The sequence below is a fragment of the Enterococcus sp. DIV2453a genome, from assembly GCF_050533535.1.
GTDB classification, from domain to species: Bacteria; Bacillota; Bacilli; order Lactobacillales; family Enterococcaceae; genus Enterococcus; species Enterococcus faecalis.
Genome location: NZ_CP172899.1, coordinates 753,056 through 771,196 on the forward strand (window position 1 = coordinate 753,056; position 18,141 = coordinate 771,196).

Consider the following 18,141-nt stretch of genomic DNA (forward strand, 5'->3'; position numbering starts at 1 on the left):
GGCAAACACTCTCAGCGGATTTATCGATAAACTTTTGTTATAATATAACAAAGACAGGAGTTGGATAACATGAAAATCGCTTTAATCGCTCATGATCGTAAAAAAACATTAATGATCAAACTAGCAACCGCTTATAAACATATTTTAGAAAAACATGAATTGTATGCAACGGGAACGACAGGCATGAAAGTGATGGAAGCAACTGGCTTACCCGTGCATTGCTTTAAATCGGGGCCATTAGGTGGGGATCAACAGATTGGTGCAATGATATCAGAAGACAACATTGATTTAGTTATTTTTTTAAGAGATCCTCTTTCCGCGCAACCGCATGAACCAGACGTGACGGCTTTGATTCGTCTAAGTGATGTCTATGAAATTCCTTTAGCGACCAATATCGGCAGTGCTGAAATTCTTTTGAGAGGTGTCGAGGCGGGGTTTGCGGACTTCCGTGAGGTCATCCATGAAGGGGATCGTCGACCGTTAGCTTTTTAGAGAACCTTAATGGTTATTTTGACTATTTTGTGGTATATTTTATGAGGACTTTTGTCCAAATAAAATAACAGAGTAGGAGACAAAGCGTTAAGTGCTAAAAGGATGGGATGTTGCCTTTTGGACGAAGAACATAAACAGTGTGTTGCTAGAAAGCAAAGGTTCTTACTTTGCTTATCATCAGAACAACACGTTCAGCTTTTTAATGTTCGCGGTTTTGTTTTCGCATTCGCTGCATGGTTCGTCATGTAGCAGCTCTTAGAGGAGATGCTAAAAATGACAAAGAAAAAATTTGGCACAAAATCCATTGCGTTAATGGGCGTACTCATTGCGGTGGTCGTTGTCTTTTCACGCTTTTTTGCGTATGAAACAACGTTTTTAAAAATCAGTTTCACGTTTATCCCAGAATCATTGATTGGGATGATTTTCGGACCTTTTTGGGCTGGAATCGGCACGGCGGTGGCTGATGTGGTAGGAATGTTGCTTTTTCCAAAGGCAGGCTATTTTCCTGGGTTTACTTTAAATGCCTTTTTGGCTGGTGCTATTTATGGTTATTTCTATTATAAGAAAGAAATGACATGGCAACGAGTGATTTTGGCGACATTGTTGGTCACCGTTTTAATTAATATCATTTTAACTCCTTTGTGGTTAAGTTTAATGTATGGCGTCAATCTAGCAAATTTTGCTTGGTGGGTACCACGCTTAATTAAAACAGTTATTTTCTTTCCTATTCAAGTAATTGCCACTTATTATTTAGGCAATAAAATTCCCTTTAAACGTTTATTTGGAAAACCATTATCTGAATTAGATCAATAAATTTAAAATTAAAAGAGTCACTTTTCATCATCCCAGAAAAGTGACTCTTTTTTATTGTGCTTTTTGATTAAACTGCGCTTCGTAAAGGTCACGATAATAACCCTGTTCTTTTTGCAATAATTCGTCATGGGTGCCAATTTCAACCACTTGACCATTATCCATAACTAGAATTTTTTCAGCACTTTTGATTGTTGCTAAGCGATGGGCAATAACAAAACTGGTCCGGCCAGTCATCATTTGTAAAAAAGCATCCTGAATTTTTTGTTCGGTCAATGTATCAACTGAACTGGTCGCTTCATCTAAAATAAGCATCGGCGGATTACTAATCATCGTGCGTGCAATGGTCATTAATTGTCGTTGTCCTTCAGAAATTTTAACGCCTTGGGAACCAATCTCGGTATCTAGTCCTTGAGGTAAACGCATGACGAAATCAAAAATATGGGCTTTTTTCATGGCTTCTATAATTTCTTCGTCAGAGGCTTCAGGATTCCCGTACGTTAAATTTTCCCGAATGGAACTATCGAATAGCCAAGTATCTTGGAGAACCATACCAAAACTTTTTCGTAAGCTGTCCCGAGTAATTTGAGTAATGTCGTGAGTATCGACCGTAATTTGGCCACGGTCGACCTCGTAAAAGCGCATTAACAAATTCACTAATGTTGATTTACCCGCACCAGTTCGCCCAACAATGGCAATTGTTTCTCCTGGTTCAGCAATTAAATTAAAGTTTTCGATTAAAGGTCGCGTCGGCGTGTAAGAAAAATCAACGTCTTTAAATTCAACACGGCCTCGCGCTTCTTTCAAAACAATTGCGTTCGGGGCATCAGGACGTTCAACTGGTTGATCCATCATATCAAAGGTACGTTCCAATCCAGCTAAGGCGGCTTGGATTTGGTTGGTGATTCCTGAGAGTTCAATAAAAGGTTTAGAAAATTGACTAGAGTAAATAGTGAAACTGGAAATAACACCAACTGTGACTAAAGGATTGCCACTTAAAACTAACAAGCCACCGACTAATCCAATCGATAAGTAAGATAAATGGTCGATAAATCGAGAAAGTGGGTTGGTTAAGGAGGAAGAAAACTGAGCCTTCTGTCCTTTTTCATACAACGTTTGATTCAATGCTTCAAATGTTTCTTGCGTAGCTTGTTCTTGTTGAAAGGCTTTAACAATTTTTTGGTTGCCAACCATTTCTGAAACGAAGCCGGAAATTTCACCAACAATCGTTTGTTGTGCAGCAAAGTTTTTTTGTGAAGCTTTTGCAACAAGCCAGTTTACAATAAAAATAATCGGCGTACTGATAAGAACCACTAATGTGAGCAGGGGACTTAGCCGAATCATAAAGAGCAAAGCAACAACGACGGTGGCCATGCCAGAAAATAATTGGTTGAAGACAGCCGAGCAAGCCATTGAAATATTGTCAATATCGTTGGTAAAGCGACTGACGATATTTCCGTGTGACGTTTGGTCATAATAACTTAACGGTAATTGATTTAAATGGGCAAAGGCGTCTTTTCTCAGCTGTGTGGTCGATAAATAAGACACGCGATTACCGAGACGTTGAATCAGCCATTGACTTAGAACGGTTACGAGTAAAATCCCTGCTAATAAACCTAAAATTTTGATGAGTTGCGCAGCATTGACTTGTCCTTTACCAACCATTGTATCAACGGATTTACCTATATAATAAGTCATGAGGACAGTCGAAAAACCACTGAGAATTCCTAGAATTAAGGCGCCGATAATTTCTTTTGGATAGCGTAGTAAATACGGCTTAAAACGTGAGAAGGCACCAAAATGAATTTTTTTAGTTTGCATGGGTATCCTCCTCCTGTGACGCAACGATTTCTTGATACTCTTTAGAAGAAGTAAGTAATTCTTCGTGGGTGCCAAGGCCAGCGACTTTTCCACTATCTAGGACTAAAATTTGATTCGCCGTTGCAATCGAACTCACGCGTTGTGAAATTAAAATAACGGTTGTCTCTGCTCGTTCTTTTTGTAAAGCACGGCGCAGATTCAAATCTGTTTGATAGTCGAGGGCACTCAAGGAATCATCTAAAATAAGTAAATGCGGTTTCCTAATCAAGGCACGGGCAATGGTCAACCGTTGTCTTTGTCCACCAGAAAAGTTTTTTCCGCCTTCGTTAACAGGCGTGTCTAACCCTTGGTCTAATTGTTCAACAAATTCTTTACATTGGGCGATAGCTAATGCTTCCCAACAGTCTTCATCAGTTGCATTTGGTTTGCCCCATTGTAAGTTTTCTCGAATAGTCCCTGTAAATAAGACGGCAGTTTGTGGAACACTTGCAACTTGTTGGCGTAAAGTAAAGAGCGGCCAATCGCGCACATTTACACCATTAATAAAAAGGTTTCCTGCACTCACATCATAAAATCTGGGAATGAGTTGGGTTAAGGTACTTTTCCCGCTGCCGGTAGGTCCCGTGATGCCGAGAATTGAGCCTTTAGGAATCGTAAAATTGATATTTTCCAAAGCCAAACCGGCCTCTGGTTCATAGCGAAAATCTACATGGTCAAAGGTAATATCACCAAATTGTGGAGATGTTTTTGCTGATTCTGGTGTATCTGTTAACTGGCTTTCTACAGTTAAAACCTCATTGACACGGTTTGCGGAAGCGGCGGCTCGCGTAAAAATTACCACGAGATTAGAAGCAACAATTAAAGCGAGCATCATTTGATTCATATAATTGATCAATGCTAAAACTTCCCCTTGTTGCAAGGAACCAAAAGAAACTTTTAAGCCACTAAAATAAAGTAAAAATAAAATTCCAACATTCATAATCAAAGTGGTTAAAGGCGTTAATAAAGCAGAGACATTCGATACACGAATGTAAATATCGCCTAAATCATCTGAAGCTTTATCAATATGTCGTTGCTCTGTTTCCTTTCTAGCAAACGCACGGATTACACGGACACCGCTTAAATTTTGACTAATTTGACGGTTTAACCGATCCAAATATTCTTGGACTTTTTGATATAAAGGCACAGTCACTTTAATGATAATAAAGAGAATAAGGCTAAAAATTGGTAAAAGTAATAGGAAAAGAAAGCCCATCTGCACATCAATGTAAAAAGCCATGACCACAGAACCGATACTTAAAAAAGGTGTCCGAATGACCAACCGAATAAACATCGCTAAAGCCAATTGAAGCTGGTTGATATCGTTTGTGATCCGGGTGATGAGGGTATCTGTACCAAAACTATTCAATTCTTTGTGTGAAAGCTGATTAATTTTCTTCATTAATTGATTTCTTAGCTCCGTCCCAAAACCTTGCGAAGCGACTGAAGCATAGTATTGACAAATCATGACAAAAAATAAACCAACTAACGACATAACAAGCATCCAGAGGGCCATTTCTATGACAGTCTGTCGGTCGTTTTGACGAATACCGACATCGACTAAGTGAGCCATGAATAAGGGCAAGACTAACTCGAAACAAGCTTCTAAAAATTTGAAGACTGGACCGAGGATAATTTGTTTTCGATAATTTTTTGCGTATTTCAATAAACCAAACATAAGATTCCTCCCTTTGCTGCTCTCATTGTAGCCTAATCTTTCAATGAAAGAAAGTTGTTCGCTACATTTTCTCAACTTCTGTTAAAATAGAAGAAAAGCGCAAAGAAGTGGAGTGTGACAGAAACGTGGAAAAAATGAGTCAGGTTATTTTGTTGTTTTTTATTTATTCCTTTATCGGCTGGTTATGGGAAACAGTGTATTGTTCATTAAAAGCCAAAAAATTTGTTTATCGAGGATTTTTGGTAGGGCCCTATTGTCCTATTTATGGATTTGGGGTCTTAAGCGTTCTCTATTTTGTGGAACCCTTCGAGAACAATCTCTTGGTATTGTATGTCGGATCGGCTGTTTTAGTGACGATTTTAGAATATGTCACTAGTTATGGCTTGGAAAAACTGTTCCATGCCTCTTGGTGGGATTATCATGATGTACCTTTTAATTTAAACGGTCGTGTGGCTTTACCGGTTTCTCTTTTTTGGGGATTGGGGTGTGTCTTGATTGTCAAAGTTATTCAACCAGAAATCGCCAAAGTTGTCAGCTTTTTACAAGCAACCTTTGGCAACTACTTAGCCCTTTGCATAGTGATTGTAATGGGGCTTGACTTAATTTATACGTTGCTGAACATGCAAGGTTTCAAAAAACTTATTACCGAGATGGGCCAAACGTTGGAAACGAACCAACAAGAATTTAAGCAACGGTTGAACACAAAAATGGAAATCGCTACAGCTGATTGGCAGAAGTTAAAAGAACGAACCAAAAAAGAGCATTTCCAAAATCGGTTAAATTTCCAACAACGTCGTTTTATTAACAATTACCCAAAACTAACTTTAAAAAACATTAAAAATTCCAAAGAAGTTCGGCATCTCTTAGAAGATTTGAAGAAAAAGGGCCAATAATTAACAAAAAATATTACAAAATATTTCAATCAATGGTCTAATGAGATGAAAAAAAGAAAAATCGTCAAAAGCTAGTTTTTAAGGCGTCTTAAGAAATTCTTAAAGAATTGAGATAGAAATGGACTAATGAATAAACGCAGGATAAAAAAAGAGTTGCATTTAAATTGTAATAAATTGTAACATGATTGAAATAAAACAAGCCCTCCTGACTAGTATAATGAGTAGGTGTTTTAGATAAGTTAGGAAAGGTGTTGGATTTAGTGAAGGTTAAAAAGTTGATACCATTTTTAACAACAATGATGCTTATCAATTTTGGACTTCCAGTCGCTGCTGCAGCAGAATCACTTGATTCATTGCAAGAAAAAGAAGCGCAAGCGAAACAATCTGGGGAGTTAATTAGTAAAGAAATCAATTCAGCCTTAGACGATGTAAATGCTAAATATGCGGAAATCGAACGTTTAAAAACGCAAATTTCAAAAGCGGAAGATACGTTGAAAACTTCGAAAGAGGAAATAGAAAAAACAGAAAAAAATATTTCTCGTCGTAAAGAAGCTGTTGGCGATCGTATGAAGGATATTCAATTAAATGGCGACCAACGTACTTGGCAAGCCTTATTAGATGCAGAAAATTTATCAGATTTCTTTAATCGGGCCTACGCCATGACCGTTTTACAAAACTTTGAACGGGAAAAGATTGAAAGCTTAACTAGCGAAAAAGAAAAGTTAGCTGCATTACAAGAAAAAGTTGAAAATACGCAAACAACTTTAAAGCAAAATGAAGAGAAATTACAAGTTGAAGCTTCTTCAATGAATAATAAAGTCTCTGAGTTAAAAGAAAAAATGGCGAATAATGAAGAATTATTGGCTCAAATTTCGACAGACAAACAGAAAGAGCAACAACGCTTAGTCAGCGAAAAAGCAGCAGCTGAGGCACAGAAAAAACGTGCGGCAGAAACTGCCAAAGCAGAAGCAGCGAAGAAACAAGCAGCTGCCGACAAACAAGCGCAAGCAGATGCGGCGGCTAAACTAGAAGCCAAAGCTGCTGAAGAGTCAAGCAGTCAAGCATCAAGCTCTTCTACAAGTACGGAAAGCAGTAGCACTGAATCTTCAAGTTCTGCTAGTTCATCCGAATCGTCATCAACGCCAGAATCATCGACAGGCGAATCATCAACACCAGGAACTGGCTCTGGTCGTGTGCTTCAGATGGAATCAACTGCTTATTCTTGGCGCGAAGCTGGTGCAAGTAATCTAAGTGCTACTGGTATTGACTTAAGTAAAGAAAGCAATGTAGTTGCAGTCGATCCAAGTGTAATTCCTCTAGGTTCATTAGTGAAAGTCTCTGGTTATGGCTTTGCTATTGCTGGAGATACAGGTGGCGCTATTCAAGGAAATATTATTGATGTTCATTTTGATTCAGTAGACCAATGCCGTCTTTGGGGACGACGTCAGGTTACAGTAGAAATTCAATAATAAATTTGTTATACTAAAGACAAGATAAAAGGAATTGGCTAAGTCAGTAATGATAGTAGCCAGTTCTTTTTTAGTTAAATGTAAAGGAGAATTACAATGATTCGCTCGGCAACAAAAGAAGACGGTCAAGCGATTGCTCGGCTGGTCTTAGTCATTTTAAAAGATATGGAGTTACCAATTTTAGAAGAAGTCTCAGAAGAACAAATGATTGACCTATTAGCAGAGGCAACGGCGTATCCAACCTATCGCTATGGCTATCAACGAATTTTAGTTTATGAACATGCAGGTGAAGTTGCAGGGATTGCTGTCGGCTATCCTGCGGAAGATGAAAAGATTATTGATGAACCTTTAAGAGAAGTCTTTAAAAAACATGGCTTAGCAGAAGATGTTCGGCTATTTATTGAAGAAGAAACCTTGCCTAATGAATGGTATTTAGACACGATTTCTGTGGATGAACGTTTCCGCGGAATGGGCATTGGTTCTAAGTTATTAGATGCTTTACCTGAAGTAGCCAAAGCTAGCGGGAAGCAAGCCTTGGGTCTAAATGTTGACTTTGACAATCCTGGGGCGAGAAAGTTATACGCAAGCAAAGGCTTTAAAGATGTCACAACAATGACTATTAGTGGTCACTTATACAATCATATGCAAAAAGAAGTGTAAAAATAACGAAGCTAAAGTCAATCACTTTAGCTTCGTTATTTTTCATTAATCCGTTAAAGGATCAAAATCTAATCCAAAATCATCGGAAGTTTTTTGTTTTTTCTTATTATATAACCAGTAGTCAAGGACAGCTGCTATACAGATGCACAACGGTGCGTCCTCATCATTGGCAACAGTTAAAACAAAATAGTCGCCTGTACAAAGCATGGTTTTATCCATTGACATGATTTTTTTATGGACTTGATAAATTGAATATTGGTGCGCTTTGATATCCCCAACAACTGCCCAGTGAAGGCCTTGAACATAATAGAAATCAGCATTCAAATTGAACAGTTTCCGTAGAGTACCCACTTTTTCAAAACGCTGATATAACTCAAATCGTGTACCAAAAGTCCAAGAAACTTGTTTAATACTGGCTAAAATTTCTCCGTTCATTGCATATAAAGAAAGCGCATCTCCTCGTGTGCCCCAGCGCCCCACCAATAGAAAAAGTGAACGGCCTGCTTGGTCTTTCACGATGGTTCGCGTAACTTTTCCTAACTGTTGTTCTTGAATAAAAAATTCAGACACGACACGATCTCCTTTCTATATATAAATGAGTGCTGTAACTGGTAGTGCTTATTACAAATCTTCTCTTATTGCACGCAGGATGGCTTCGCCAACACCATTTTCTAAATTAGTGGCTGTTTCATATTTAGCGTATTCTTTTAATTCCAGTTCGGCATTGCCCATTGCAAAACTTACCCCAGCCCATTGAATCATGCTGACGTCATTTAAATTATCACCAATAGTCATGACTTGTTCAGCGGGAATCCCACGTTCTTTAGCGACGCGCGCAACCGCAATCCCTTTTTGTGCTAGGCGGTGGTTAATTTCAATATTATTAAGCGCAGAAGAGGTAACAACCAAATCATCTAGTTCTTCTACTTCCATCCCAGCAGGACCTAATACTTTCGGCCCATCCATACTGAAGCCAATAATTTTAAGGACTTCAATCGAATCATCTTTTAAAATGTCGTCTAAACGATCAACATAGGTAATATGCAATAAAGATAGGTGTGCTGAAGCCATGGCGATCGCCACTTTATAAGTTAAATGGGGCATGGATTCTGCAATATGAGCGGCAAAGTTTTCAATTCTTTTTTCTTGATGTTCAGAAAAAATACCTTTATTTGTAGAGATTTCATAGTAAACATTGTGTTGACTCAAAATAGTTAGTACTTCTGTTACTGTTTCTTTTTCGATCCCAGCCGTGAAAAGTGAGTGTCCATCTTTGTCGAACACTTGGGCGCCGTTTAAAGTAATCATAGCGCAGTCAATTCCAGCTTCTTCTAACGCGGGTTTCGCTTCGGTATATGCGCGGCCAGTAGCAACCATAAATTCGATTCCTAAACGTTCCGCTTCGCGAATTGCTGAAGCGTTATCATTTGTGATGCTCATTTTTGCATCTAAAAGTGTTCCATCCATATCTGAAGCAATTAATTTAATCATCGATTCTCTACACCTCATTATCTATTTAAAGCTTACCTATAGTTTACCACGTTTTTCCAAGAGAAAGTACCCAGAAATTTCTTGTCAGGTTTGGAGAAATTCGTTATGCTTAGAGAGCGAAGGAGTGAGCATTATGAAAGAAATTATTCACAATAGTTGGCAAACCGTTTTATCTGCTGAATTTGAAAAACCGTATTATCAAGAATTGCGGGAATTTTTGAAAAAAGAATATCAGACACAAACGATTTATCCAGATATGTATCATTTATTTTCAGCGTTAGAACTAACCCCTTTTGAAGAAGTAAAAGTAGTAATTTTGGGACAAGACCCATATCATGGACCCAATCAAGCACACGGACTAAGTTTCTCTGTCCAGCCAGGTGTGAAAGTGCCGCCATCTCTTGCGAATATTTACAAAGAATTACAAGCTGATTTAGGGTACCAACCCGTCAACCATGGCTTTTTAGAAAGCTGGGCCAAACAAGGCGTGTTATTATTAAATACTGTGTTGACCGTTCGGGCAGGTCAAGCCTATTCCCATCGAGGTAAAGGGTGGGAGCAACTGACAGATGTCATTATCGAAAAGTTGAATGAGCGTGAAAAACCCGTTGTTTTCATTTTATGGGGACGTCCAGCTCAAGAAAAAATTAAAATGATTGATACGACTCGGCATGTGATTATCAAATCGCCACATCCAAGTCCATTGTCAGCGCATCGTGGTTTTTTTGGCTCACGTCCGTTTTCTCAAGCGAATGCTGCTCTAGAACGTTTAGGGGAAACGCCGATTGATTGGCAACTTCCTGAAACAGTGTAGTGTAACAGTGTATGCTGTTATAGTGTAGAAGAGTTAGTTTGTGAAAAGTTTATCGGATTATTGGTTTTTTTGACTAATACAGCTAGAAAAAACTGTTATTTTCTTTGAGAATAGTGTATGATGGATTTTGTAAATATAAAACTGGAGGGTTTATCGTGGAATTATTCGATAGCTTAAAATTTAAAGTCGTACGCCGTAATATCAAAATTGTTTTCCCTGAAGCAACAGATCCTAGAATCTTAGGTGCTGCTGCCCGCTTAAAATCTGATGAATTAGTAGAACCAATCTTAATTGGTGATCCAACAGATATCGCAAATGCTGCTATGGCTCGTGGAATCAACACATCAAACTTTATTATTATCAGCCCAAATGATTATGAAAAATGGGATGAAATGGTCGAAGCATTTGTTGAACGCCGTAATGGAAAAGCTACTAAAGAAGATGCTGAAAAAATTTTAAAAGATGTCAACTATTTCGGTACTATGTTAACTTACATGGGTATTGCTGATGGTATGGTTAGTGGTGCTATCCACTCAACAGGTGATACAGTTCGTCCTGCGTTACAAATCATTAAAACAAAACCAGGCGTAAGCCGTACAAGTGGTGCCTTCTTAATGATTCGTGGTCGTGACCAAGAAAGATATTTATTCTCAGACTGCGCGATTAACGTGAACCCAACTGCACAAGAATTAGCTGAAATTGCTGTTGATAGTGCCAAAACAGCTGAATTATTTGACATTGAACCAAAAGTTTCATTGTTAAGTTTTTCAACAAAAGGTTCTGCAAAAGCACCAGAAGTAACAAAAGTTGCTGAAGCTACAAAAATTGCGCAAGAATTAGCACCTGAATATGCGATTGATGGTGAATTACAATTTGATGCTTCTTATGTATCTTCTGTTGCACAATTAAAAGCGCCCAACTCAAAAGTTGCTGGAGAAGCAACAGTCTTTGTATTCCCAGATTTACAATCAGGAAATATTGGCTACAAAATTGCTCAACGTTTAGGTAACTTTGAAGCAATTGGCCCAATCTTACAAGGATTGAACAAACCAGTTTCTGATTTATCACGTGGTGCAAACGAAGAAGATGTTTATAAATTATCAATCATTACAGCTGCTCAAACATTAATGAACGACTAATTAACTATGTCGAAGCATGATAAATAAGCAAAGTAGAAGTTGAGGTTCCCAGGACACTTGGGCCTCAACTTTATTTTTTTGAAGCTGCCACTAGTCAACTTATTGAATTTTCGGTATACTTTCATACATAGATTCTTGCAGATGGGAGGCAAAAAAATGAACATTGTCCTGAACAATCCATTGGAAACAGAAGCAATTGCTAAAATCATTGGACAAAAGGCACAAGCTGGTGATGTAATTGTCCTGACTGGTGATTTAGGGGCCGGTAAGACGACAATGACGAAAGGGATTGCTTTAGGATTAGGCATTTCCCAAATGATTAAAAGTCCCACCTATACGATTATCCGCGAATATCCACAAGGACGACTTCCGTTATACCATATGGATGTTTACCGTGTTGAAGAGGGTGCGGATGAATTAGGGTTAGATGAGTATTTTGAAGGAGATGGGCTATCCGTTGTAGAATGGGGCAGCTTGATTGAAGAAGAATTGCCAGAAGATTATTTAGAAATTATTTTAAATAAAGATTCTCAAGAAGCTGACAAGAGAGTTCTTGAATTCCGTGGAACTGGTCCATTGGCAGAAGAAAGAATAGCAGAGATTCTGAAAACGTGGGAGGCTCGCGAATATGACTGAACAAACATTTTCTATTCGAGAAGCAGTGCCTACTGATGCGGATCAATTACTATCTGTGATGTCAAAAATTGGGAGTGAAACGCCCTATTTGGTAATGGATGAGCGAGGAATGGCCATGTCGACAACAGAATTGGCTGAAAATCTAGCAACACTCTATGAATCACCAAATAATGTTTTATTGGTGGCATTAGCGGGAAAAGCGATCATTGGGACCGCTTCTGTGTCTGCTTCTTCTAAAAAGCGGATGGAGCATATTGGTGAAATTGGCATTAGTATTTTAAAAGAGTACTGGGGCTATGGACTGGGCAGTATCCTGATGGAAGAACTTATTCGCTGGGCGCATGAAAGTCATGTTATTCGTCGCTTGGAATTAACGGTACAGGATCGCAATCAACGAGCGATTCACGTCTATAAAAAATTAGGGTTTGAAACAGAAGCAATTATGCCTCGAGGCGCCAAAACAGACCAAGGTGAATTTTTAGATGTTCATTTAATGCGTTTGCTGATTGATTAATTATTGGTTAATAATTTTAATTTCTTAAATAATCGAACGATAATTGCATGAAAAAACAAAATTTTCGCAATTATCGTTTGTTTCATATTTATTTTTCTGATATTTTTGTTATAATTATAGAAGAATTTAACGAAAAAATGAAAATTTATTTTGGGAAGGAATGTAAGAAATGGCGAAGGCAACGAAAATGAATGTTAACTATCGAGAGTCGATCTTGGATCGTGCGTATCGTTTAGAGCTAATAAAAAAAGACGAATATGTAAAACATCAAGAAAAATTATCATTATTAAATGAAAAATTGTCTGACGGGGAACCAGCTCAATTTGATGCAAAAGAAGAAACGTTTTGGAAAAAAATTTCGCAAAAAGTTATTTTATAAAAGTAATACATACGAATAAGAGCGTACACATAGAAAGAAGCGTAAGCAGTTTAACACTGCTTACGCTTCTTTTTTAATGAATAGGAATAACTGTTTCACGCTTAATTAATTTGTGAGGAATAACGAGACGGACACCATTCGTCAATTCTTCGTGGATTAATTCATATAATTTTTTCATCGCCATTCGACCTAATTCTGACGTGTCGATGTCAATGCTTGTTAGATAAGGATGTGTCAATGTTGAAAAGATTGAGTTGTTAAAACTAATAATGGATAACGTTTCAGGAACTTGATAACCATAGATTTGCGCAAGTTGCATCGTCCGCAAAGCAAAGATATCATCAATCACCACCAACGCCGTGGCATTATTTTGATGAAGGATATCATCGAAAGCCATGTAATCTTCAGGTTTTTCTAACGCAACGCTTGGTAAAACAGTTAATCCTTGCATCATCATTGCTTTTTGATAACCAAAGTAACGTTCAAAGTACAAACTTTCATGCGTTGTATTGGTCACAAATAAAATATTTTTATGGCCGTTTTCAATTAAAAATTCCGTCGCTTGTTTCCCTAATAATTGATTATCATTATCCACGTAAACTATTTCCGTTTCATGTTGGTAAGGTTGACCAATTAAAGTAAAGGGAATGTTATTTTCATATAAGTAATCAATGACGGGGTCCTTACTATCTGAATACACAAGAATAAAACCGTCCACTTGCTTTTGAAGATGCATTCTTTTAACGTTTTCCAATAGTACATCAAAACTTTTGGCAGTTGCAATAGCAGTAGTCATATCATAAAGACGGGCTTCCTCGTTGATGGCTTCCATAATTTCTAAATAAAATGGATTCCCTAACCGTTCTTTCGAATCTAAAGGAGGTAAAATTACGCCAATGGCACTTGAAATTCGTTTACCCAAATTCCGTGCCGTCATATTTGGCACATAGCCTAAGTCATCCATGACTTTTCGCACTTTCTTTTTTGTCGATTCAGAAATACTTGGATGATCGTTAATGACACGCGAAACGGTTGAAGTTGCAACCCCCGCTTTCTTAGCGACATCTTTTACTGTAATTGCCATTTTTGCCACGCCTTTCTTAGTGATTATAGAAGGTTAAATTGATAAACCGTTTGGTAGGTTTGTTTTTTATTAGCTGGTAATAAAATAGAGCCCCACTGAGGATGATGAACAATGTCTGGATACTCTTGTGGTTCAATTGCTAAGCCATAGTTTGAATGCATCGCTTGTCCATTAATAGAAAATGGAGCCTCAAAACCAGTCGTAGAAAATAATACCATACTTTGGTTCGTTGTTGCTATCGTCATTTTTCTTCCAGAAGTAGGTTCTTGTAAGGATAATTGTGGCTGTCTTAAGTCAGAGCCAACTAAGGGGAAAACATCATCTAACCCAGTTGGATAGCGTTGGAGGATTGTTTCGATAGGTGTCAGTTCATTAAAACGTATGGATAGTTCAGAAGCTGGTAAAATCCGTCCAGTAGGCAGCTTATTATCGTCTAATTCTAACATACCTTGACAGTTCAAAGATAGCAAATGTGACAGAATGTCTAACTTTCCATCGCCAGATAAATTAAAGTAGGCGTGGTTTGTAGGATTAAAAAGTGTTTCCTGTTTACTCCGTCCAGTACTGATCATTCGTAAATGATTATCCTCTAGCTGGTAGGTGATGGTGGCCTCAATTGGTCCAGGATAGCCAGAAAGGGTGTCGGTTAAATGAAAGGAAACGCCAATGATATCCTTTTTTTCAAAGGGCTCGACTGTCCAATATTGAAAAGACCACCCCTTTGAGCCACCATGGATATGATGACCGTCGCTGTTTTGTTCTAATATTCCATTTTGCCAATGGCCATTACGTATGCGTCCAGCAACTGGTCCAACAGTGGCGCCAAAAAAGCTTTGATCCTTTAATACATCTTGATACGAATCATACGATAAAAGGATATTTTCCCAATGATTATTTTTGGTTGGCATCAAAAGTTGATGGAGGCGCGCGCCATAATTGAGAAGAACGACTTCTAAAAAGTCGTTCTTCAAAGTAATTTTTTTTAAGTTTGTGTTTGGAATATCGGTTACGGTGATACGATTATCCTTCATGATCAAGCCACACTTTTTTTAAGTAATCAAACGTTAAAGCGCTCGTCTCTGGCACGATGGGCAACCCTTCGCCTAACTCTTCTTTGCGGCCAACGCCAACAGGTTGCGCTCCGCTAGCAAGAATCGCTTGAATCCCAGCTTTGGCATCTTCAATGCCAAGACATTCTGCTGGTGTCAAATCAATTTCTTTCGCAGCTAAAATGAAAATATCTGGAGCGGGTTTACCTGCCTGGACGTCTGCTGGATTAGCAATGGCATCAAAAAGGGGCGTCAATTGCATTTTTTCTAAAAGAAAAGGCCCATTTTTACTTGCAGAAGCCAAGGCGATTTTAATATTGGCTTCACGTAATTCCGTTAATAAAGAAAGAATTCCTGGGTAGACATCTTCAGGTGTAATCGCTTGGATCATTTCCAAGTAATAATCGTTTTTCCGTTGCGCTAACTGGGCAAATTCTTCAGAAGAAAACGTGCCTTCTTTTTTTCCGTATTTTAACAGTAACTGCAGAGAATCTTCACGGCTTACACCTTTCAATTGTTCGTTGAAAACACGGTCAATGGAAATTCCAATTTCGTTCCCTAATTTTTTCCAAGCGTGGTAATGAAATTCTGCTGTATCAGTAATAACGCCATCTAAATCAAACAAAACGCCTTTAAACATGAACTTCTTCCTTTCTGATCGGTAAAACTAATCGATCTTTTAATGTGTATTTTTGATCGTAAACAGTTAATGGAATTGCAGGGCCGTCGAGTAAAGTGAAGGCCACTTGGTCTGCTGCAACTTCAACAAATAGTAAACGATTCCGGTAATTAATGTGGAACGAGTAGGCTGTCCATGTCGCTGGTAAAAAGGGTGCAAATTTTAGTTGTTGATGGTCCGTTTTCATTTGGGCAAAACCTTGCACAATAGCTAGCCAACTACCAGTCATTGAGGTAATGTGTAAGCCATCTTCTGTATCATTATTGTAATTATCTAAGTCAAGGCGCGCTGTTCGTTGATACATTTCCACTGCTTTTTCTTCCATGCCTAATTCAGCAGCTAATACAGCATGAATGCTTGGTGAAAGGGAAGATTCATGGACAGTCATTGGTTCGTAAAAATTAAAGTTCCGGCGTTTTTCTTCTAAAGAAAAGGCGTCATTGAAGAAATAAATTCCTTGAAGAACATCGGCTTGTTTAATGAAACAAGACCGCAAAATTTTATCCCATGACCAATGTTGGTTTAAAGGCAGCTCACTAAGTGGTAAATCAGAAACTGGCATTAAATCTTTATCTAAGAAAGTGTCATGTTGTACAAAAATGCCTAATTCGTTATCCACTGGGAAGTACATATTTTCTACAATGTCTGCCCATTTAGCTAATTCGTCGTCTGCAATTTTGAACGTTGTTTCTTCTTGGAATTTTAAATAAGACTCACGGGTGTAACGTAGAACCCACGCAGCGATGGTATTGGTATACCAGTTATTGTTGATATTATTTTCATATTCATTTGGCCCCGTTACGCCATGAATCATATATTGTTTATGACGTTGGGAGAAGTGGACCCGATCTGCCCAAAAACGAGCGATTGCCACAAGTACTTCTAGACCAGCATCTTTGAGATAGTCTTCGTCTCCTGTATAGTTGACATAATTATAAATCGCATAAGCAATCGCACCATTTCTGTGAATCTCTTCAAAAGTGATTTCCCATTCGTTATGACATTCCACACCAGTAAAAGTAACCATTGGGTAAAGCGCACCCTTTAACCCTTGTTGTTGGGCATTATGAATGGCTTGAGGCAATTGATTGTGGCGATATTTCAGTAGATTTTTAGTAACTTCGGGCTTAGCCAACGCCAAGTAAAGTGGGACAGCATATGCTTCAGTATCCCAATATGTGGCACCACCATATTTTTCGCCAGTAAAGCCTTTTGGTCCGATATTTAAACGATCGTCTTCACCATAGTAGGTTGAGAAAAGTTGGAAAAGATTAAAACGGATGCCTTGTTGGGCTTCGTCATCTCCTTCAATAACAACATCAGCTAATTGCCAACGTTTTGCCCAAGCGGCAGCTTGCCCAGCTTTTGCTTCAGGGTACAAGGTAGTCATTTCTGCAAATAATTCGTTTACTCGTGTGATTTGTTGCGTTTCTGGCACATCACGACTGGTAACGACAAGCACTTCTTTTGTGATGGCGGTCGTTTCGCCTTCGTTTAAAGACACTGTCAATTCTGCGGTTAAAGCCAAGGGCTGTTGTGTATATGTAGGCACAACAGAGGCTCCATCGATGAAATGGCGCATGCCTGCAGTCACTGTAAAACGCTCTATTTCAAAGTTGTTAGGAATGGTCTTAGTCGTAACAAAGCCAAGTGTTTCTTGCGTTTCAATAGCTATTTCTTCCCAAAAATGTTCTTCATAATTGCTGTCTTCATTTTGAACATCGCCATCCAATTTTGAGTGAAGAGTGATTGTGCCTGTACCTTCCAGCATTTCAATTGTTAAGTGGATGTAAGCCGCTTCTTTTTTTTCTAAGCTTAAAAAACGTTCAAAAGAGAAGCGCACTTTGTTCTTCGGTGTTTGGATGGTGAATTGCCGAGAAAGGACCCCATTTTGCATGTCTAATTCTAAAGAAAAATCTTCGTAAGGTGTAGTGGCTAAATCAATTGTTTGTCCATCAATTTGTAAGTCCATTGCGATGAAATTAATTGCGTTAATCACTTTGCCGAAATATTCAGGATAACCATTTTTCCACCAACCAACACGTGTTTTGTCTGGATACCAAACACCTGCTAAATAGGTTCCTTGATGGTGGTCGCCAGAATAGTGTTCTTCAAAATTTCCCCGCATCCCCATATAGCCATTGCCAATGCTCGTTAATGATTCTTGTAAACGTAAATTTTCTTTATCTAAGTGTGTAGTACGGATTTTCCAAGGATCAATTTGGAATAAACGTTTGATTTGTTTCATGAGAATCCCCCTCAGTGATTTTATTGATAGGTCTATCATAAACGCAACCGATTGCATTAGTCAATAGTCAATGCTTAAAAAGTGTAATCTTATGAATAAAAGCTGAAACAAAGGTAGGATAGAAGGAGCTTTATTTGCTTTATTAAAAGACAAAATAAAAAAGGATTAAGTAGTAGGGAGTTGTTTTCCACAATATTTTTGAAATTAAAGCATTTACAAAAAGGAAACAGGAGTATATAATGGCAA

The 18,141-nt window shown here is 38.3% G+C and carries 18 protein-coding genes and 1 riboswitch; of the genes, 10 read left to right on the forward strand and 8 right to left on the reverse strand.

Translation table 11 applies throughout. The features are described from left to right. Positions 1–69: 69 nt before the first annotated feature. Both mgsA and IGK03_RS03715 read left to right on the forward strand, forming a co-directional pair. Complete coding sequence (gene mgsA, locus IGK03_RS03710; RefSeq protein WP_002355823.1) at positions 70–492, forward strand: methylglyoxal synthase; 423 nt, start codon at positions 70–72, stop codon at positions 490–492. Positions 493–558: 66 nt separating this feature from the next. Further along, positions 559–726: riboswitch (THF riboswitch) on the forward strand. A gap of 30 nt (positions 727–756) precedes the next feature. Beyond that, a complete protein-coding gene (locus IGK03_RS03715; protein ID WP_002385065.1) occupies positions 757–1,305 on the forward strand; it encodes a folate family ECF transporter S component in 549 nt (182 codons plus the stop codon). Positions 1,306–1,356: 51 nt separating this feature from the next. On the opposite strand, the gene IGK03_RS03720 is transcribed toward IGK03_RS03715, so the two are convergent. Together IGK03_RS03720 and IGK03_RS03725 are read right to left on the reverse strand one after the other, a co-directional pair. After that, the gene (locus tag IGK03_RS03720; protein WP_002355825.1) at positions 1,357–3,123 is read right to left on the reverse strand and encodes an ABC transporter ATP-binding protein; all 1,767 of its coding nucleotides are present in this window, start codon (positions 3,121–3,123) and stop codon (positions 1,357–1,359) included. After that, on the reverse strand, positions 3,113–4,840 hold the full coding sequence (locus tag IGK03_RS03725) for an ABC transporter ATP-binding protein (protein WP_033624867.1): 1,728 nt from the start codon (positions 4,838–4,840) through the stop codon (positions 3,113–3,115). Before IGK03_RS03725 ends, IGK03_RS03720 begins: the two co-directional genes overlap by 11 nt. Positions 4,841–4,965: 125 nt before the next feature. Between IGK03_RS03725 and IGK03_RS03730 the strand changes: the two genes are divergently transcribed. The 3 genes from IGK03_RS03730 (at position 4,966) to IGK03_RS03740 (ending at position 7,862) form a co-directional block, all read left to right on the forward strand. Next, the gene (locus IGK03_RS03730; protein WP_002387023.1) at positions 4,966–5,733 is read left to right on the forward strand and encodes a putative ABC transporter permease; all 768 of its coding nucleotides are present in this window, start codon (positions 4,966–4,968) and stop codon (positions 5,731–5,733) included. 248 nt (positions 5,734–5,981) lie between these two features. Next, on the forward strand, positions 5,982–7,202 hold the full coding sequence (locus tag IGK03_RS03735; RefSeq protein WP_002397936.1) for a 3D domain-containing protein: 1,221 nt from the start codon (positions 5,982–5,984) through the stop codon (positions 7,200–7,202). Positions 7,203–7,298: 96 nt separating this feature from the next. Further along, positions 7,299–7,862: a GNAT family N-acetyltransferase gene (locus tag IGK03_RS03740; RefSeq protein WP_002355832.1), complete on the forward strand. Its 564-nt coding sequence runs from the start codon at positions 7,299–7,301 to the stop codon at positions 7,860–7,862. Positions 7,863–7,907: 45 nt separating this feature from the next. Here the strand turns inward: IGK03_RS03740 and IGK03_RS03745 are convergent, their stop codons facing one another. Together IGK03_RS03745 and IGK03_RS03750 are read right to left on the reverse strand one after the other, a co-directional pair. Next, positions 7,908–8,432 carry an LURP-one-related/scramblase family protein gene (locus tag IGK03_RS03745; RefSeq protein ID WP_002355833.1) on the reverse strand — a complete coding sequence of 175 codons (525 nt, stop codon included), beginning with the start codon at positions 8,430–8,432 and terminating at the stop codon, positions 7,908–7,910. Positions 8,433–8,483: 51 nt separating this feature from the next. Then, the gene (locus IGK03_RS03750; RefSeq protein ID WP_002383369.1) at positions 8,484–9,353 is read right to left on the reverse strand and encodes a Cof-type HAD-IIB family hydrolase; all 870 of its coding nucleotides are present in this window, start codon (positions 9,351–9,353) and stop codon (positions 8,484–8,486) included. A gap of 133 nt (positions 9,354–9,486) precedes the next feature. Between IGK03_RS03750 and IGK03_RS03755 the strand changes: the two genes are divergently transcribed. The 5 genes from IGK03_RS03755 to IGK03_RS03775 all read left to right on the forward strand — a co-directional run bounded on the left by IGK03_RS03755 (position 9,487) and on the right by IGK03_RS03775 (position 12,835). Then, positions 9,487–10,167 carry a uracil-DNA glycosylase gene (locus IGK03_RS03755; RefSeq protein WP_002363309.1) on the forward strand — a complete coding sequence of 227 codons (681 nt, stop codon included), beginning with the start codon at positions 9,487–9,489 and terminating at the stop codon, positions 10,165–10,167. A 155-nt stretch (positions 10,168–10,322) separates the two neighbouring features. Further along, positions 10,323–11,306 (forward strand): phosphate acetyltransferase, encoded by a 984-nt coding sequence (gene pta / locus IGK03_RS03760; protein ID WP_430602479.1) that lies wholly within the window; start codon positions 10,323–10,325, stop codon positions 11,304–11,306. A 141-nt stretch (positions 11,307–11,447) separates the two neighbouring features. Further along, on the forward strand, positions 11,448–11,942 hold the full coding sequence (gene tsaE / locus IGK03_RS03765; RefSeq protein ID WP_002387026.1) for a tRNA (adenosine(37)-N6)-threonylcarbamoyltransferase complex ATPase subunit type 1 TsaE: 495 nt from the start codon (positions 11,448–11,450) through the stop codon (positions 11,940–11,942). Then, positions 11,935–12,456, forward strand: a complete 522-nt coding sequence (locus IGK03_RS03770) for a GNAT family N-acetyltransferase (RefSeq protein ID WP_002383374.1) — start codon at positions 11,935–11,937, stop codon at positions 12,454–12,456. The genes tsaE and IGK03_RS03770 overlap by 8 nt, the downstream gene beginning before the upstream one ends. A 169-nt stretch (positions 12,457–12,625) precedes the next feature. After that, positions 12,626–12,835, forward strand: coding sequence for a hypothetical protein (locus IGK03_RS03775; protein ID WP_002368185.1), 210 nt, complete (start codon positions 12,626–12,628; stop codon positions 12,833–12,835). A 73-nt stretch (positions 12,836–12,908) separates the two neighbouring features. Here IGK03_RS03775 and bopD read toward each other — a convergent pair whose 3' ends face one another. Genes bopD through IGK03_RS03795 form a run of 4 tightly spaced genes read right to left on the reverse strand, consistent with a single transcriptional unit; the run spans position 12,909 to position 17,895 of the window. Continuing rightward, positions 12,909–13,919 (reverse strand): LacI family transcriptional regulator BopD, encoded by a 1,011-nt coding sequence (bopD, locus tag IGK03_RS03780; protein ID WP_002358859.1) that lies wholly within the window; start codon positions 13,917–13,919, stop codon positions 12,909–12,911. A 23-nt stretch (positions 13,920–13,942) separates the two neighbouring features. Continuing rightward, positions 13,943–14,950: an aldose epimerase family protein gene (locus IGK03_RS03785; protein WP_049095722.1), complete on the reverse strand. Its 1,008-nt coding sequence runs from the start codon at positions 14,948–14,950 to the stop codon at positions 13,943–13,945. Continuing rightward, positions 14,940–15,608, reverse strand: a complete 669-nt coding sequence (pgmB, locus tag IGK03_RS03790; RefSeq protein ID WP_002355844.1) for a beta-phosphoglucomutase — start codon at positions 15,606–15,608, stop codon at positions 14,940–14,942. Before pgmB ends, IGK03_RS03785 begins: the two co-directional genes overlap by 11 nt. After that, the gene (locus IGK03_RS03795; protein ID WP_430602482.1) at positions 15,601–17,895 is read right to left on the reverse strand and encodes a glycoside hydrolase family 65 protein; all 2,295 of its coding nucleotides are present in this window, start codon (positions 17,893–17,895) and stop codon (positions 15,601–15,603) included. Before IGK03_RS03795 ends, pgmB begins: the two co-directional genes overlap by 8 nt. Positions 17,896–18,141: the final 246 nt, after the last annotated feature.

Bases quoted from the DNA above. Each gene is read 5' to 3' on its own strand.
- mgsA (WP_002355823.1), top strand. From the start codon at position 70: ATGAAAATCGCTTTAATCGCTCATGATCGTAAAAAAACATTAATGATC.
- IGK03_RS03715 (WP_002385065.1), top strand. From the start codon at position 757: ATGCTAAAAATGACAAAGAAAAAATTTGGCACAAAATCCATTGCGTTA.
- IGK03_RS03720 (WP_002355825.1), bottom strand. From the start codon at position 3,123: ATGCAAACTAAAAAAATTCATTTTGGTGCCTTCTCACGTTTTAAGCCG.
- IGK03_RS03725 (WP_033624867.1), bottom strand. From the start codon at position 4,840: ATGTTTGGTTTATTGAAATACGCAAAAAATTATCGAAAACAAATTATC.
- IGK03_RS03740 (WP_002355832.1), top strand. From the start codon at position 7,299: ATGATTCGCTCGGCAACAAAAGAAGACGGTCAAGCGATTGCTCGGCTG.
- IGK03_RS03750 (WP_002383369.1), bottom strand. From the start codon at position 9,353: ATGATTAAATTAATTGCTTCAGATATGGATGGAACACTTTTAGATGCA.
- IGK03_RS03755 (WP_002363309.1), top strand. From the start codon at position 9,487: ATGAAAGAAATTATTCACAATAGTTGGCAAACCGTTTTATCTGCTGAA.
- tsaE (WP_002387026.1), top strand. From the start codon at position 11,448: ATGGGAGGCAAAAAAATGAACATTGTCCTGAACAATCCATTGGAAACA.
- IGK03_RS03770 (WP_002383374.1), top strand. From the start codon at position 11,935: ATGACTGAACAAACATTTTCTATTCGAGAAGCAGTGCCTACTGATGCG.
- IGK03_RS03775 (WP_002368185.1), top strand. From the start codon at position 12,626: ATGGCGAAGGCAACGAAAATGAATGTTAACTATCGAGAGTCGATCTTG.
- bopD (WP_002358859.1), bottom strand. From the start codon at position 13,919: ATGGCAATTACAGTAAAAGATGTCGCTAAGAAAGCGGGGGTTGCAACT.
- IGK03_RS03785 (WP_049095722.1), bottom strand. From the start codon at position 14,950: ATGAAGGATAATCGTATCACCGTAACCGATATTCCAAACACAAACTTA.
- pgmB (WP_002355844.1), bottom strand. From the start codon at position 15,608: ATGTTTAAAGGCGTTTTGTTTGATTTAGATGGCGTTATTACTGATACA.
- IGK03_RS03795 (WP_430602482.1), bottom strand. From the start codon at position 17,895: ATGAAACAAATCAAACGTTTATTCCAAATTGATCCTTGGAAAATCCGT.